General features: G+C 40.0%; 14 protein-coding genes and 2 rRNA genes. 13 read left to right on the plus strand and 3 right to left on the minus strand.

Annotated features, from left to right (window positions below):
• The first annotated feature begins 19 nt into the window (after positions 1-19).
• From HWV59_RS02385 to alsE, 6 genes are all read left to right on the plus strand, one after another.
• Positions 20-1519 carry a BglG family transcription antiterminator gene (locus HWV59_RS02385; protein WP_407941528.1) on the plus strand — a complete coding sequence of 500 codons (1500 nt, stop codon included), beginning with the start codon at positions 20-22 and terminating at the stop codon, positions 1517-1519.
• A complete protein-coding gene (locus tag HWV59_RS02390) occupies positions 1509-1946 on the plus strand; it encodes a PTS sugar transporter subunit IIA (RefSeq protein ID WP_102232753.1) in 438 nt (145 codons plus the stop codon). Before HWV59_RS02385 ends, HWV59_RS02390 begins: the two co-directional genes overlap by 11 nt.
• Positions 1947-1957: 11 nt before the next feature.
• A complete protein-coding gene (locus HWV59_RS02395; RefSeq protein WP_102232752.1) occupies positions 1958-2275 on the plus strand; it encodes a PTS fructose transporter subunit IIB in 318 nt (105 codons plus the stop codon).
• 29 nt (positions 2276-2304) lie between these two features.
• The gene (locus tag HWV59_RS02400) at positions 2305-2757 is read left to right on the plus strand and encodes a PTS sugar transporter subunit IIA (RefSeq protein ID WP_102232751.1); all 453 of its coding nucleotides are present in this window, start codon (positions 2305-2307) and stop codon (positions 2755-2757) included.
• A gap of 29 nt (positions 2758-2786) precedes the next feature.
• Entirely contained in the window at positions 2787-3878 is a 1092-nt protein-coding gene (locus HWV59_RS02405; protein ID WP_102232750.1) for a PTS fructose transporter subunit IIC, read from the plus strand.
• A gap of 117 nt (positions 3879-3995) precedes the next feature.
• Positions 3996-4700, plus strand: coding sequence for a D-allulose 6-phosphate 3-epimerase (alsE, locus tag HWV59_RS02410; RefSeq protein ID WP_102232749.1), 705 nt, complete (start codon positions 3996-3998; stop codon positions 4698-4700).
• 121 nt (positions 4701-4821) lie between these two features.
• Here alsE and HWV59_RS02415 read toward each other — a convergent pair whose 3' ends face one another.
• A complete protein-coding gene (locus HWV59_RS02415) occupies positions 4822-5124 on the minus strand; it encodes a DUF5634 family protein (protein WP_102232748.1) in 303 nt (100 codons plus the stop codon).
• A gap of 248 nt (positions 5125-5372) precedes the next feature.
• Between HWV59_RS02415 and HWV59_RS02420 the strand changes: the two genes are divergently transcribed.
• From HWV59_RS02420 to HWV59_RS02430, 3 genes are all read left to right on the plus strand, one after another.
• Positions 5373-5810 (plus strand): DUF2521 family protein, encoded by a 438-nt coding sequence (locus HWV59_RS02420; protein ID WP_102232747.1) that lies wholly within the window; start codon positions 5373-5375, stop codon positions 5808-5810.
• Positions 5811-5893: 83 nt separating this feature from the next.
• A complete protein-coding gene (cwlD, locus tag HWV59_RS02425; RefSeq protein ID WP_102232746.1) occupies positions 5894-6607 on the plus strand; it encodes an N-acetylmuramoyl-L-alanine amidase CwlD in 714 nt (237 codons plus the stop codon).
• A 78-nt stretch (positions 6608-6685) separates the two neighbouring features.
• Entirely contained in the window at positions 6686-7747 is a 1062-nt protein-coding gene (locus tag HWV59_RS02430) for an Mrp/NBP35 family ATP-binding protein (RefSeq protein ID WP_102232745.1), read from the plus strand.
• Positions 7748-7797: 50 nt separating this feature from the next.
• Here HWV59_RS02430 and gerD read toward each other — a convergent pair whose 3' ends face one another.
• Positions 7798-8433 (minus strand): spore germination lipoprotein GerD, encoded by a 636-nt coding sequence (gene gerD / locus HWV59_RS02435; protein WP_175637992.1) that lies wholly within the window; start codon positions 8431-8433, stop codon positions 7798-7800.
• Positions 8434-8579: 146 nt separating this feature from the next.
• Here gerD and HWV59_RS02440 point away from each other — a divergent pair, with 146 nt between their 5' ends.
• On the plus strand, positions 8580-9185 hold the full coding sequence (locus HWV59_RS02440) for a KinB-signaling pathway activation protein (RefSeq protein WP_175637993.1): 606 nt from the start codon (positions 8580-8582) through the stop codon (positions 9183-9185).
• 33 nt (positions 9186-9218) lie between these two features.
• Here the strand turns inward: HWV59_RS02440 and pdaB are convergent, their stop codons facing one another.
• Complete coding sequence (gene pdaB / locus HWV59_RS02445) at positions 9219-9983, minus strand: polysaccharide deacetylase family sporulation protein PdaB (RefSeq protein WP_175637994.1); 765 nt, start codon at positions 9981-9983, stop codon at positions 9219-9221.
• 111 nt (positions 9984-10094) lie between these two features.
• Between pdaB and HWV59_RS02450 the strand changes: the two genes are divergently transcribed.
• The 3 genes from HWV59_RS02450 (at position 10095) to HWV59_RS02460 (ending at position 15217) form a co-directional block, all read left to right on the plus strand.
• Positions 10095-10292, plus strand: coding sequence for a hypothetical protein (locus tag HWV59_RS02450; protein ID WP_102232741.1), 198 nt, complete (start codon positions 10095-10097; stop codon positions 10290-10292).
• Positions 10293-10524: 232 nt separating this feature from the next.
• Positions 10525-12075, plus strand: a 16S ribosomal RNA gene (locus HWV59_RS02455).
• Between the two features lie 213 nt (positions 12076-12288).
• Positions 12289-15217, plus strand: a 23S ribosomal RNA gene (locus tag HWV59_RS02460).
• The 16S and 23S rRNA genes sit together here, the layout of an rRNA operon.
• Positions 15218-15435: the final 218 nt, after the last annotated feature.

Genomic DNA, 15435 nt, shown 5'->3' on the forward strand with positions numbered 1-15435 from the left:
ATATAAATATCAAGGAGGCATGGCTGTGAGTTCAAAAGATAATCGTGAACAAAATCTGTTACTGTTTCTTTCAAAAAATCAAGATTACGTTACTTCAAAGGAACTAGTAGATGCACTAAATATTTCTCAAAAAACAGTATATCGTTTAATAAAAAAAATTAACGATGAGTACGTAGACAGCCCTTTAATTATTTCTGAAAGAGGAAGAGGTTATAAACTAGATTACGAAAATTTTATTAACTACCAAAAAGGCAAAAATAATAATGAACAAAAGCATTTTTCTCCTAGCGAGAGACGCAAACGAATTATGGAAGAATTATTGTTGTCTTCTCCCAACCCTATAAGTATTTACCAATTATTTAGTGACTATTATGTAGGGGATTCTGTTATTTCTAACGATGAACAAATAATGAGTGAAGAATTAAAAAAGTACAAATTAGTTTTAGAGCGAAAAAACAGAAAATTGGCCATATTAGGTGAGGAAGTTGATATTAGGAAGGCAATCAAGTACACGAATGAAATTTTTAATGCGATTGATCTTGATGATTTAAAAAGGAATCAAGAACTTAATTTCAATAAGCATGATGTTTTATTTATATTGGGTCAATTAAGAAACATTGAAAAGGATTTAGATATCACGATTCCCTACCCATATAATGTAAACATTTTCTCACACTTATATATACTACTAAGTCGCTCTAGAAAAGTTCCTGCCTTATTATTTCCTGATAAGGTTTCTATTGAAGAAATGGAAAACATGAAGAGAGATAATATTTTGTATCCGGTTGCTAAAGCTGTTGTTAACAATATTGAAAAATATTTAAACAGTTCTCTACCAGGTATTGAAAATTATTTTCTATATCAGTATTTAGTGTCATCAAGAATGCAGGGATCTCCTGCTAAAACCTCCACTTTTTCACCAGAGGTTATCCAAGTGACGAAAGCATACATTGAAGGGATGAGTATTCACTTAGGAATTGATATAAATAGTCAATCTATTTTTACTGAATTAGCTAATCATATTAAACCTATGCTTAATAGATTGGAATATAAAATTCGAATTAAAAATAGTTTGTTAAGTCAAATCAAGGTAACTTATGAAGATGTGTTTTTAGGTGTAGCTAACGTATCTGAATTTGTAAGTGAGAAATTTAACTTACCAGCAATTAATGACGATGAAAATGGGTTTATCACCCTCTACTTTGCAAAAGTCATTGTAACTGGCCAACATCAACGTCCTATAAAAACACTAATCATGTGTACTACAGGAATTGGAACTTCAGAACTTTTAAAAGCTAAAGTATCAAGAAAATTTCCTGAGCTAGAAATTGTTGATGTAGTAGCTTCCCAAAATATGAAAACGTTTAAAGAGAAATACCCAGGTGCTGAGTTGATCCTAAGTACGGTCCATATTAAGGACGAAGTACCAATTCACAATTTATTAGTGAGTGCGATGTTTACAATTGATGATCAGAAGAGGCTTCAGAGAAAGATAGAGGAGATTTATCATGGAAATTAACTCATTTTATCAACTCTATTTTAATTGGGAGTTAAAGACAAGAGAAGAAGTATACTCCTTTATTTCTGAAATTGTATGTCAGGATGATCTTTCAAAAAAAGAGGAAGTCATTAATCAATTAAATGATAGAGAAGAAGTCGGTAGCACATTAATCGCTGAACATGTGATGTTGCCTCATATTGAGAGTGCTCAAATAAAGAAGAGCCAAATTATATTTATCCGATTAGCAAACCCGATTTTATCTTGGGATTATCAAACAAAGGATATCCGATTGTTAATAGCTATTTTATTAAAAGAAAATGAAAACGAACAAATAAAGAAGAAAATATCCTTATTCACCAGAACTCTAGCAGATGAAGAGTACTTAAATCGATTATTGACTATTAAGGAAGAAGCAAACTTTTATAAAGAAATTAAAAAATTTTAGGAGGGCTAATGATGAAAATAGTAGGAGTAGCAGCATGTACAGTTGGGATCGCACACACATATATCGCACAGGAGAAATTAGAGAATGCTGGAAAGAAAGCCGGCCATGAAATTCATATTGAAACACAAGGAACGATTGGAACAGAGAATGAACTAACTCAAAAACAGATCGATGAAGCAGACATCGTTATCTTAGCAGCAGATGTTAAAATCGCAGGAAGAGAACGTTTTGACGGGAAGAGAATCATCCAAGTTACAACAGAAATAGCTGTAAAATCACCAAATAAATTAATTCAAAAAGCTGCAGAAGTTATAGAACAAAAGAAATAATTTAATCCATCGAATAGGGGGAGAAAGATATGCATGTAAAAGATATTGTAGATTTAGAAACAATCAAAACCGACATGAATGCTAAAAATAAGGAAGAAGCACTACAAGAATTAGCAGAGGTATTATTGCAAAATGAATACATTACAGATGTTAAAGGATTTCTGACAGATATTTATGCTAGGGAAGCGGTAGGACAAACTGGAATCGGAAATTATATTGCTATTCCTCATGGTAATAGTGATTCTGTCAACAAAATAGGAGTAGCGATTGGGATTACGAAGGAAGAAATCCCTTGGGAAACACTCGATGGAAACGGAGTAAAGGGAATCATTTTGTTTGCTGTTGGAAAAGAAAATGATGGGGCACAAACTCATCTGAAATTATTATCATTATTTGCTAGAAAATTAGGTAATGATGAAGTCATTGAGAACATGCTACAGTCGAAAAATGCTGCAGATGTGAAAGAAGCTTTATGTAATTAAAAAGACTTGTAGTAATAGGGGGGCTTAGAATGAGTAAAATAAAAAATTTAAATCTTAAAGGTCATTTATTGACGGCAATTTCATATTTGATTCCAATTGTTTGTGGAGCAGGTTTTTTAATCGCAATTGGGATGGCTTTTGGAGGTACTAGTCAAGGTACCTTAGTACAAGGTGAGTTTTCCATTTGGGATGCTTTAGCAACTATGGGCGGTGCTGGTTTAGGTTTACTACCTGCCGTTATTGCTACAGGAATTTCTTATTCAATTGCAGGAAAACCGGGGATCGCTCCAGGCTTTATTATAGGGTTAACTGCTAATGCAATTGGCGCTGGATTTATTGGTGGGATCTTAGGAGGATTTTTGGCGGGGTACCTTGCCGTAGCTATTATTAAACATTTTAAAGTTCCTAGTTGGGCTAAGGGATTAATGCCAACTTTAATTGTTCCATTTTTCACCTCTATTATTGGTGGATTACTCATGGTCTACATTATAGGTATCCCTATCGCAGCTTTTACATCATTATTAACAAATGCATTAAATAGCTTAGGAACATCTTCATTGTTAGTATTTGGTGGAATTGTAGGCTTATTGAGTGGGGTTGATTTCGGTGGCCCAATTAACAAGACTGTATTTGCCTTCGTATTGACAATGCAGGCAGAAGGAATTAATGGACCGATTACAGCCCTACAATTAGTAAATACAGCAACACCAATTGGATTCGGATTAGCTTTCTTTATAGCAAAAATGTTTGGGAAAAATATCTATACTCGATCAGAAGTTGAGACGTTGAAATCAGCAGTTCCTATGGGTGTTGTTAATATCGTTGAAGGTGTTATTCCGATCGTTATGAATGATATTGTTCGTTGCGTAACGGCCGTAGCGATTGGTGGAGCGGCAGGTGGAGCAGTATCTATGGTGTTAGGAGCAGATGCGACTGTCCCATTTGGTGGTGTATTCATGTTACCAACGATGTCGCAACCATGGACAGGAGCAGTAGCCATATTAGTGAATGCTCTTGTAACAGGGGTGGCCTTGGCTCTGATTAAGAAAAATGTGAAAGAAGACGAGCAAGTAGAAATTGAAGAAGATGATATTGATCTAGATGATATTCAAATTATATAAATGTAAGTACAAATAAATATTAAGAGAATGTATATGTAAACATATCAATACTTTAAAACTATTTGGTGGGGTGACGATAAACCCTACCATTATAGTTTTGTGGAGGGGAAACAGAGTATGAAAAAAGTAGAATTTTCACCATCATTGATGACAATGGACTTAGATAAGTTTAAAGAACAAATCACTTTTTTAAACAATCATGTAGATTCTTATCATATTGATATTATGGATGGGCATTATGTTCCTAATATTACATTATCTCCATGGTTTATCCAAGAAGTACGAAAAATAAGTGATTTACCAATGTCTGCACATCTTATGGTAACGAATCCAAGTTTCTGGGTTCAACAATTAGTTGATATGAAGTGCGAATGGATTTGCATGCATGCAGAAGTACTTGATGGTTTGGCTTTTCGGTTAATCGATCAAATACATGATGCCGGATTAAAAGCAGGGGTAGTTTTAAATCCTGAAACGCCTATTGAAACGATTTTCCCTTATATTGAGTTAGTAGATAAAATTACAATTATGACAGTGGATCCAGGGTTTGCTGGGCAGCGTTTTATCGAAAGCACTCTAGATAAAATTGTAGCATTAAGAGAATTACGAGAAGAAAAAGGATATCAATATGTCATTGAAATGGATGGATCATCTAGTCGGAAAACATTTAAAAGCATTGATGCAGCCGGTCCTGATATTTATATCATAGGTCGTAGCGGTTTATTTGGTTTAGATGAAGATATCGAAAAATCATGGGAAATCATGTGTAAAGATTATGAGGACATGACTGGGAAAGTAATTTCAAAAATTTGTAGCTATTAATTTATGTGGATATTACGTCAAGAGAAATAACGTTATATCGCACTTTCCTCAAAAAATATATTTAATCAAAAAGACATCAAGATGATGTCTTTTTTTATCATGAAGATTATAACTCACTAAATTAAAGTGAACGTAAAGCTTCATCCAACCCTTTATATCCACCTATATCCTCTGAACTAGGTTCATCTGTTTCAACTGTCCATTCACTGTTACCAGCTGACAGCTGCCCGAGCTCATTCTTGAAGTAAGGAGTATGTACCATATAGGTTTTTCCATCTTTCCTAATTGTATATCCCATATGGTATTGATTCTTTTGACCTTGCTCTTCAAAAACACCGATATCCTCAATACCATATTGCTCAATTAATGGTTGGAAGGCTTGTTGTAAGTCTTTTATTACTTTATCCCGATTCGTAAATTGCATTTAGTATATCTTCCTTTCTGTTGTTTACTATTAATATGTCTTTTAGATTGACATTTCATTATAAAAAAGAAATGTGTTTTAGCGGCCTTTTTATTTTGGGCTAAATCTTAAAGAGAAAGTTCATTTCTTAGGAAATAATTTTATTTCTCAGCAATTTCATCCTTTCCTTTTCTAGATGAAATTGGAAGCCATTTAACGAATGATAAAAAAGGACTGATAAACAATAATTAGAAAGGGAGGCATTGATAATGACTGAGATCATTTCTTTGAAACAAAAGAGACATCAGAAAGAATTGAAATATGAAAGAAAAATGCTTAGAGAATTAAACTTAACCGAGATTAAGACCAGAATTGATGATTGCTTTAGAAGCTTTGAAGGGAAATTTAAAAAGACAATTATTGAGGACGGTTGTATCGATTTTGCAATAGAAGCATTTTTGTTAGGTGCTAAGTATAGTCGCTTTGGTTATTATGGAGAATCAATGCATTCGGCAAATAAAAGATGCCAATTTGAAGAGAAGAGGTTAATGGATGATCTTTTTGACTACTTATTGAATTGGGGAAAAATAAAAGAGGGTGACTTGTTAATTGAAGAACTTTTTCTTGCTTGTGAGTATTATATCCATTCTTGGTGGGAACAAGGTTACACTAAGGGTGAAAAACGATATAAATTAAGACTTCATTAATGATCTTGAAAACATATCAAACTTTATCATATTCCTTTTAATTGTCCCATATATTGAAGTGAGGACGAGCAGGAGGGAATGGGATGAAGAAAAAGATAAAATGGATAGCCTTTATTAGTGGTTTTATCGTGTTATTAATCTTATTTCAATGGCAATTTACGAACAATAATTCATGGGATTCTTGGAATTTACCATTAACAGGAAAAGTTATATATATTGATCCAGGTCATGGAGGCCCTGATGGCGGTGCTGTTGGTAGTGACACATTAGAAAAGGATATCTCATTAAGTATTTCGCTAATGATAAGAGATTACCTTCAAGAACAAGGAGCACTTGTGTTACTAACGAGGGAAGACGATGTAGACCTTGCTGATGAAGATACAAAAGGGTATAGCAGAAGAAAGGCAGAAGATTTAAAAAAGCGGGTAAACATTATTAATGAATCTGAAGCTGATTTATTTTTAAGCATCCATCTTAACGCTATTCCCTCAGCAAGGTGGAGTGGGGCACAGACATTTTATAGTGGAAGATATGTTGAAAATGAACATGTAGCTAAATTTATTCAAGATGAACTTAGAAGGAATCTGGAGAATACAACGAGAGTTGCAAAGCCTATAGATGGGGTATACCTTCTTAGAAACGTAGAAAAGCCGGGAGCTTTAGTCGAAGTTGGCTTTTTATCTAATCCGGCTGAAGAAAACCTGCTTTCGACAAAGGTGTATCAAGAAAAAGTTGCTGCATCCATTTATAATGGAGTTCTAAGGTATTTTTCAAATGAAAAAAATCCACCAGAGTGAAGTGGTATCTCAAATTCTACCTTCCTGTTTAAATATGGTATACTAATGGAAACGAATTCATGATAAGGGTGGAATAGTATGCTAAAAGAAGAAGCACTTCGCACATTAATTGGACAACTTAAAGATCCTTTCTTACATATATCATTAGACGAGTTACATGCCATAGAAGAAATAAAAATTAAGCAAGAGAAACAACATGTTAGTTTAAAAATAGGAATATCAAAAATAAATACAGCTGAACAACTGCAATTGCAACAGCAAATAGTAGCTTTAGTAAAAGAAGAAGGCGCTGAATCAGTGGGACTTCGCTTTCATGAGCTTTCACAAGAAACAATCGCAGCATATCAAGAGACAAATCAAAGTGAATCTAAATCCTTATTGTCTCCTGGTAATAAAACAACATTTGTGGCTATTGCCAGTGGAAAAGGCGGAGTTGGAAAATCAACAGTATCCGTAAATTTAGCTGTAGCACTAGCGCGCCTTGGAAAAAAAGTAGGATTGATTGATGCTGATATCTATGGATTTAGTGTCCCTGACATGATGGGAATTACGAAACGTCCGGAAGTAAGAGGAGAAAAGATCATCCCAGTTGAAAGATTTGGTGTGAAAGTTATTTCCATGGGGTTCTTTGTTGAAGATAATGCACCTGTCATCTGGAGAGGACCAATGTTAGGGAAGATGTTAAATAACTTTTTTAGTGAGGTTGAATGGGGAGACCTTGACTATCTTCTATTAGATTTACCTCCTGGAACTGGAGACGTTGCTTTAGATGTGCACTCCATGCTGCCTGCATGTAAAGAGATTATTGTCTCTACACCTCATCCAACGGCTGCTTTTGTAGCGGCAAGAGCTGGGGCGATGGCATTGCAAACAGATCACGAGATCATTGGGGTTGTAGAAAACATGGCGTATTTTGAAAGTGCAAAAACGGGAGAAAAGGAATATGTTTTCGGACGTGGTGGTGGAGAGAAACTAGCTGAGGAACTAAGAGTACCTCTATTAGGTAAAATCCCTTTACAACAGCCTGATTGGAATGATGATGATTTTGCCCCATCTGTTTATACTGCAGATCATCCGATAGGACAAATCTATACAAATATCGGACAGGAAGTAATCAAATTAGTACCAGTTAAAGCATAAAAAAAGCGCCGTTGGCGCTTTTTTTATTATGAGTTGCAGAGATCATTGGGTTAACTCCCGCCACCCGCACCCTGTTCTTGACCGCCTCCACTACCTTGTTGCTCTTGACCTTGTTGGGACTGACTACCACCGGCTTGTTGACCGGCTTCTTCTGCAGCTTTTAAAAGAGTCTCTTGAATTTTGACTTTGTAAAGCGGGCTGGATAATGTCTCCATTACGATATCTTGTAAATGTTTTCTGAATTCTTGGCTCTTTGCGGCCTCCAACATACTTTTTTCCATTTCAGGATCCTTTAAAATATCAATTAACATCTTTTGATATTCAGGATCAGTCATTAAACTCTTGATTACTTTTTCGTGTTCATCTTTGATGCTTGTTGCAAAGCTTTCGACAAATTTAGGATCTTCAAATACCTTTTTCCAAAACTTTGCTCCTTCGTCAGATGTCATCGTTTTTTCGATGGTCTCTTTGACGATATTTTGGTCCATTATTAAAACCTGCTTCATTTCTTCGTCTTTCATTACTTCCTGCAATGCTTTTTTACCATCATCGGTTTTAAGTATATCGACAACCATTTTCTTTGTTTCTTCATAATCCATTTGTGCTCCTGATTCTTCTCTAGGGGCACAGGCAGACATCACGAGAATAAAAACTATGAGAGTCATGAGGAGCGAGTATCTCTTCATGTTAATCCAAGCTCCTTTCATATTTGCGTACTAGTTATATTTTGAATTAGAATAGAGAATTTATACGAGGAAAATAGCAATCATATGGCTTTTTTTTAAAAGGATTGGTAAAATCAAAATGGATTAATGTGATGGAGGATGTAAACGTGAACAGTAGAAATTGGGTACGGTTATTTTTAAGCACGCTGCTTGTTGGAGGAGTTACAACAGGTATAATTGGATTTCTCCTTAAGTGGTCAGAATACAAAGATTTATTTTTAAATTTTGATATCATTGAAATTCTTTCCGTTCTTTTTTGGTTATTTGGAGTAGGACTTATATTTAGTGTCATCAGTCAGATGGGTTTCTTTGCTTATCTAACAGTCCATCGATTTGGACTTGGGATATTTAGATCGGTTTCCCTATGGAATTTTGCTCAAATTATCCTTATCCTCTTCGTCCTATTTGATTTAGTTTATTTTCGATATCAATTATTCTCTACAGAAGGTGAAAGCTATACACCCTATATATTATTAGCACTTTACATATTTATATTTGGAATAATTGTTGCTTTCTTTAAAAGAAAGGATACAAACAAAGAAGCATTTGTACCTGCTTTATTCTTTATGACGGTTGTAACGGTCATTGAGTGGTTTCCCGCTCTACGAGTTAACCAAGAAGACTGGTTATTGCTAATGCTGATTCCTTTGCAAATATGTAACGCATATCAACTAATCATGTTGCCAAGATTTATTCAAACAAAAAAGAGCTAGCCATAGGCTGCTCTTTTTGTTATATCTTAATTTTCATTTTACTTCAGAAGATTTTGTTTCAGCATTTGCAATGAGCTCATCAACTGTAACATTCTGGAGGCCTTTACCTCGAATTTCCTTAACAATTGTAGGTAACGCTTGAGCTGTTTGTTTTGCAGAATCTGATGCATGGAGGAGAACAATATCTCCGCCTTTAATGTCTGAAGTCGTGTTTTTGATTATTTCTTCCACTCCCGGATTCGTCCAATCGTCAGAGTCTATGCTGTAATGTACAATAGTAAATCCTTGTTGATCTGCAATTTTTAGGACATCTTTGTTAAACCCGCCACTAGGTGGTCGAAGTAATGTAACATCCTTAATTCCTAATTGAGTAAAAACATCCTGAGCCATAGCTAGGTCTTTTCTGACTTCATTTGGTTCTAAATCTCGATAATCCTTATAATTGTAGCCCATACTTCCAATTTGATGACCTTCTTCTTGTATTCGTTTTACCACATCCGGATGTCTCTCAGCCCACGAAGCGGATAAAAAGAATGTGGCATTCTTAATATTTTGTTTTTTTAATGTATCTAATATGTTTGCAGCTTTTGTATCCCCCCAACTAATATCAAAGGTTAGAGCGATTTCCTTATTCTTTGTTTCCCCTCTATAGATTGCTTTTGGTCCCTCAGCTGTTGAAAACACTGGATAATTTAATGTGTTCTCTACAAATAAGATTCCTGCGGTGAAAAATGCAGCTAGCATAATGAGTGCAAGTTGTTTAATTTTCTTCATATGAATGACATGAAACTGATTCATATCGATCCTCCTTAAAACAGCATTCTCTTGAGACAAGTCTATGCTTGGACCTTCTCTAAAATGATTAAAAAACGAATTAATTAGAAAGAATGTGAAGGGAGGTATAAATTAATGAATTATTATTTACTTCATGAGAAGGAAAGAATTGAGCTGGAATGTATAGTTAGTTATGAGATTAGGAAAGTTAATGAACTCATAGAAAAAATGGACAGTTCAAAATCAATAAAAAGAAGAGCCCTTCAAGAGAGAAAAAATGTTTTGATGAATATCAAAAAAAAAATTGAGTTTAAGGTTGACCATACTAATTAAAGGTGATATATTAATAAACGTCGCTGCTGAGCGATGGAAAAAACTTCTTCTGAAAAATAAAAAAAGAAGTTGACAAAGAAATTGTCAAATGTTATATTAATAAAGTCGCTTCTGAGGAAGTGGACGGAAATGATCTTTGAAAACTAAACAAAACCAAGCGTGCCAACGTTAATTTCGATTAACAAAAATCGTACTATAATAGTACAAATTTATATGAGCTACATCAAACACTTTATTGGAGAGTTTGATCCTGGCTCAGGACGAACGCTGGCGGCGTGCCTAATACATGCAAGTCGAGCGAATCTGAGGGAGCTTGCTCCCGAAGATTAGCGGCGGACGGGTGAGTAACACGTGGGTAACCTGCCTGTAAGATTGGGATAACTCCGGGAAACCGGAGCTAATACCGGATAACATTTCGAACCGCATGGTTCGAAATTGAAAGACGGCGTCTAGCTGTCACTTACAGATGGACCCGCGGCGCATTAGCTAGTTGGTGAGGTAACGGCTCACCAAGGCGACGATGCGTAGCCGACCTGAGAGGGTGATCGGCCACACTGGGACTGAGACACGGCCCAGACTCCTACGGGAGGCAGCAGTAGGGAATCTTCCGCAATGGACGAAAGTCTGACGGAGCAACGCCGCGTGAACGATGAAGGCCTTCGGGTCGTAAAGTTCTGTTGTTAGGGAAGAACAAGTACCAGAGTAACTGCTGGTACCTTGACGGTACCTAACCAGAAAGCCACGGCTAACTACGTGCCAGCAGCCGCGGTAATACGTAGGTGGCAAGCGTTGTCCGGAATTATTGGGCGTAAAGCGCGCGCAGGCGGTTTCTTAAGTCTGATGTGAAAGCCCACGGCTCAACCGTGGAGGGTCATTGGAAACTGGGAAACTTGAGTGCAGAAGAGGAGAGTGGAATTCCACGTGTAGCGGTGAAATGCGTAGAGATGTGGAGGAACACCAGTGGCGAAGGCGACTCTCTGGTCTGTAACTGACGCTGAGGCGCGAAAGCGTGGGGAGCGAACAGGATTAGATACCCTGGTAGTCCACGCCGTAAACGATGAGTGCTAAGTGTTAGAGGGTTTCCGCCCTTTAGTGCTGCAGCAAACGCATTAAGCACTCCGCCTGGGGAGTACGGTCGCAAGACTGAAACTCAAAGGAATTGACGGGGGCCCGCACAAGCGGTGGAGCATGTGGTTTAATTCGAAGCAACGCGAAGAACCTTACCAGGTCTTGACATCCTTCGCTACTTCTAGAGATAGAAGGTTCCCCTTCGGGGGACGAAGTGACAGGTGGTGCATGGTTGTCGTCAGCTCGTGTCGTGAGATGTTGGGTTAAGTCCCGCAACGAGCGCAACCCTTGATCTTAGTTGCCAGCATTCAGTTGGGCACTCTAAGGTGACTGCCGGTGACAAACCGGAGGAAGGTGGGGATGACGTCAAATCATCATGCCCCTTATGACCTGGGCTACACACGTGCTACAATGGATGGTACAAAGGGCTGCAAGACTGCGAAGTCAAGCCAATCCCATAAAACCATTCTCAGTTCGGATTGCAGGCTGCAACTCGCCTGCATGAAGCCGGAATCGCTAGTAATCGCGGATCAGCATGCCGCGGTGAATACGTTCCCGGGCCTTGTACACACCGCCCGTCACACCACGAGAGTTTGTAACACCCGAAGTCGGTGGGGTAACCGTAAGGAGCCAGCCGCCTAAGGTGGGACAGATGATTGGGGTGAAGTCGTAACAAGGTAGCCGTATCGGAAGGTGCGGCTGGATCACCTCCTTTCTAAGGATATGAGGTACGCTTGGTATTTTGTTTAGTTTTGAGAGATCATTGGATCTTTCAATATAAGTAATAAAACACATAGGATATAAATATCCTGTGCTTTATGTTCCTTGAAAACTAGATAACGATAACAATTCAAGTAATTCACTGAGTTTAAACGCTTAGTTTAGTGATTCTCTTATTAATGAAGTAAATGACATCTTCGATGTCGAAGGTTAAGTTAGTAAGGGCGCACGGTGGATGCCTTGGCACTAGGAGCCGATGAAGGACGGTACTAACACCGATATGCTTCGGGGAGCTGTAAGTAAGCTTTGATCCGGAGATTTCCGAATGGGGGAACCCACTGCTCGTAATGGAGTAGTATTTTTACCTGAATACATAGGGTAATAAAGGCAGACCCGGGGAACTGAAACATCTAAGTACCCGGAGGAAGAGAAAGCAAACGCGATTTCCTGAGTAGCGGCGAGCGAAACGGAATTAGCCCAAACCAAGAGGCTTGCCTCTTGGGGTTGTAGGACACTCTATACGGAGTTACAAAGGAACGGAGTAAATGAAGAGGTCTGGAAAGGCCCGTCAAAGAAGGTAACAACCCTGTAGTTGAAACTTCGTTCCCTCCAGAGTGGATCCTGAGTACGGCGGGACACGTGAAATCCCGTCGGAAGCAGGGAGGACCATCTCCCAAGGCTAAATACTCCCTAGTGACCGATAGTGAACCAGTACCGTGAGGGAAAGGTGAAAAGCACCCCGGAAGGGGAGTGAAAGAGATCCTGAAACCGTGTGCCTACAAGTAGTCAAAGCCCGTTAATGGGTAATGGCGTGCCTTTTGTAGAATGAACCGGCGAGTTACGATCCCGTGCAAGGTTAAGTTGATAAGACGGAGCCGCAGCGAAAGCGAGTCTGAATAGGGCGAAAGAGTACGTGGTCGTAGACCCGAAACCAGGTGATCTACCCATGTCCAGGGTGAAGTTCAGGTAACACTGAATGGAGGCCCGAACCCACGCACGTTGAAAAGTGCGGGGATGAGGTGTGGGTAGCGGAGAAATTCCAATCGAACTTGGAGATAGCTGGTTCTCTCCGAAATAGCTTTAGGGCTAGCCTTGAAATGAGAGTCTTGGAGGTAGAGCACTGATTGGACTAGGGGCCCCCATCGGGTTACCGAATTCAGTCAAACTCCGAATGCCAAAGACTTATGTTCAGGAGTCAGACTGCGAGTGATAAGATCCGTAGTCAAGAGGGAAACAGCCCAGACCACCAGCTAAGGTCCCAAAGTATACGTTAAGTGGAAAAGGATGTGGAGTTGCTTAGACAACCAGGATGTTGGCTTAGAAGCAGCCACCATTTAAAGAGTGCGTAATAGCTCACTGGTCGAGTGACTCTGCGCCGAAAATGTACCGGGGCTAAACGTATCACCGAAGCTGTGGATTGTTCTTACGAACAATGGTAGGAGAGCGTTCTAAGGGCTGTGAAGCGAGACCGGAAGGACTCGTGGAGCGCTTAGAAGTGAGAATGCCGGTATGAGTAGCGAAAGAGGGGTGAGAATCCCCTCCACCGAATGCCTAAGGTTTCCTGAGGAAGGCTCGTCCGCTCAGGGTTAGTCGGGACCTAAGCCGAGGCCGAAAGGCGTAGGCGATGGCCAACAGGTTGAAATTCCTGTACCACCTCCTCACCATTTGAGCAATGGGGGGACGCAGAAGGATAGGGTAAGCGCGCTGTTGGATATGCGCGTCCAAGCAGTTAGGCTGACAACGAGGCAAATCCCGTTGTCACGTAAGCTGAGCTGTGATGGCGAGGGAACTATAGTACCGAAGTTCCTGATTCCACACTGCCAAGAAAAGCCTCTAGCGAGGTGAGAGGTGCCCGTACCGCAAACCGACACAGGTAGGCGAGGAGAGAATCCTAAGGTGAGCGAGAGAACTCTCGTTAAGGAACTCGGCAAAATGACCCCGTAACTTCGGGAGAAGGGGTGCTTTTTAGGGTGAATAGCCCGGAAAAGCCGCAGTGAATAGGCCCAGGCGACTGTTTAGCAAAAACACAGGTCTCTGCGAAGCCGCAAGGCGAAGTATAGGGGCTGACGCCTGCCCGGTGCTGGAAGGTTAAGGGGAGAGGTTAGCGCAAGCGAAGCTTTGAACCGAAGCCCCAGTAAACGGCGGCCGTAACTATAACGGTCCTAAGGTAGCGAAATTCCTTGTCGGGTAAGTTCCGACCCGCACGAAAGGCGTAACGATCTGGGCACTGTCTCAACGAGAGACTCGGTGAAATTATAGTACCTGTGAAGATGCAGGTTACCCGCGACAGGACGGAAAGACCCCGTGGAGCTTTACTGTAGCCTGATATTGAATTTTGGTACAGCTTGTACAGGATAGGTAGGAGCCTGAGAAGCCGGAGCGCTAGCTTCGGTGGAGGCGTCGGTGGGATACTACCCTGGCTGTATTGAAATTCTAACCCACAGCCCTGATCGGGCTGGGAGACAGTGTCAGGTGGGCAGTTTGACTGGGGCGGTCGCCTCCTAAAATGTAACGGAGGCGCCCAAAGGTTCCCTCAGAATGGTTGGAAATCATTCGTAGAGTGTAAAGGCACAAGGGAGCTTGACTGCGAGACCTACAAGTCGAGCAGGGACGAAAGTCGGGCTTAGTGATCCGGTGGTTCCGCATGGAAGGGCCATCGCTCAACGGATAAAAGCTACCCCGGGGATAACAGGCTTATCTCCCCCAAGAGTCCACATCGACGGGGAGGTTTGGCACCTCGATGTCGGCTCATCGCATCCTGGGGCTGTAGTCGGTCCCAAGGGTTGGGCTGTTCGCCCATTAAAGCGGTACGCGAGCTGGGTTCAGAACGTCGTGAGACAGTTCGGTCCCTATCCGTCGTGGGCGTAGGAAATTTGAGAGGAGCTGTCCTTAGTACGAGAGGACCGGGATGGACGCACCGCTGGTGTACCAGTTGTCTTGCCAAAGGCATAGCTGGGTAGCTATGTGCGGAAGGGATAAGTGCTGAAAGCATCTAAGCATGAAGCCCCCCTCAAGATGAGATTTCCCATCACACTAGTGAGTAAGATCCCTGAAAGATGATCAGGTTGATAGGTCAGAGGTGGAAGCGCGGTGACGTGTGGAGCTGACTGATACTAATCGATCGAGGACTTAACCTATTAGAAAAGCGGAAGAAGCCCGTTTAAATCCATAGGGCATTGGAGCGATCGAGCAGAAGTCGTTCTTTGACTTCGTACGAGAGAGTGAAATGACCGTAGGATTTGGCTTCTGTAGCTGGACAGAGTAAGAGCATAAACTCAGTAAGTGAATTGAATTGTGAATCGTTATCTAGTTTTGAAGGAATATTATTTTCTTTGAAAAAAGACTTGAAAAATCC

This window comes from Metabacillus schmidteae (assembly GCF_903166545.1).
Lineage (GTDB): Bacteria > Bacillota > Bacilli > Bacillales > Bacillaceae > Metabacillus > Metabacillus schmidteae.

Bases quoted from the DNA above. Each gene is read 5' to 3' on its own strand.
- cwlD (WP_102232746.1), top strand. From the start codon at position 5,894: ATGAAGAAAAAGATAAAATGGATAGCCTTTATTAGTGGTTTTATCGTG.
- HWV59_RS02390 (WP_102232753.1), top strand. From the start codon at position 1,509: ATGGAAATTAACTCATTTTATCAACTCTATTTTAATTGGGAGTTAAAG.
- pdaB (WP_175637994.1), bottom strand. From the start codon at position 9,983: ATGAATCAGTTTCATGTCATTCATATGAAGAAAATTAAACAACTTGCA.
- HWV59_RS02415 (WP_102232748.1), bottom strand. From the start codon at position 5,124: ATGCAATTTACGAATCGGGATAAAGTAATAAAAGACTTACAACAAGCC.
- HWV59_RS02450 (WP_102232741.1), top strand. From the start codon at position 10,095: ATGAATTATTATTTACTTCATGAGAAGGAAAGAATTGAGCTGGAATGT.
- HWV59_RS02385 (WP_407941528.1), top strand. From the start codon at position 20: ATGGCTGTGAGTTCAAAAGATAATCGTGAACAAAATCTGTTACTGTTT.
- HWV59_RS02400 (WP_102232751.1), top strand. From the start codon at position 2,305: ATGCATGTAAAAGATATTGTAGATTTAGAAACAATCAAAACCGACATG.
- HWV59_RS02430 (WP_102232745.1), top strand. From the start codon at position 6,686: ATGCTAAAAGAAGAAGCACTTCGCACATTAATTGGACAACTTAAAGAT.
- gerD (WP_175637992.1), bottom strand. From the start codon at position 8,433: ATGAAGAGATACTCGCTCCTCATGACTCTCATAGTTTTTATTCTCGTG.
- HWV59_RS02405 (WP_102232750.1), top strand. From the start codon at position 2,787: ATGAGTAAAATAAAAAATTTAAATCTTAAAGGTCATTTATTGACGGCA.
- HWV59_RS02420 (WP_102232747.1), top strand. From the start codon at position 5,373: ATGACTGAGATCATTTCTTTGAAACAAAAGAGACATCAGAAAGAATTG.
- alsE (WP_102232749.1), top strand. From the start codon at position 3,996: ATGAAAAAAGTAGAATTTTCACCATCATTGATGACAATGGACTTAGAT.
- HWV59_RS02395 (WP_102232752.1), top strand. From the start codon at position 1,958: ATGAAAATAGTAGGAGTAGCAGCATGTACAGTTGGGATCGCACACACA.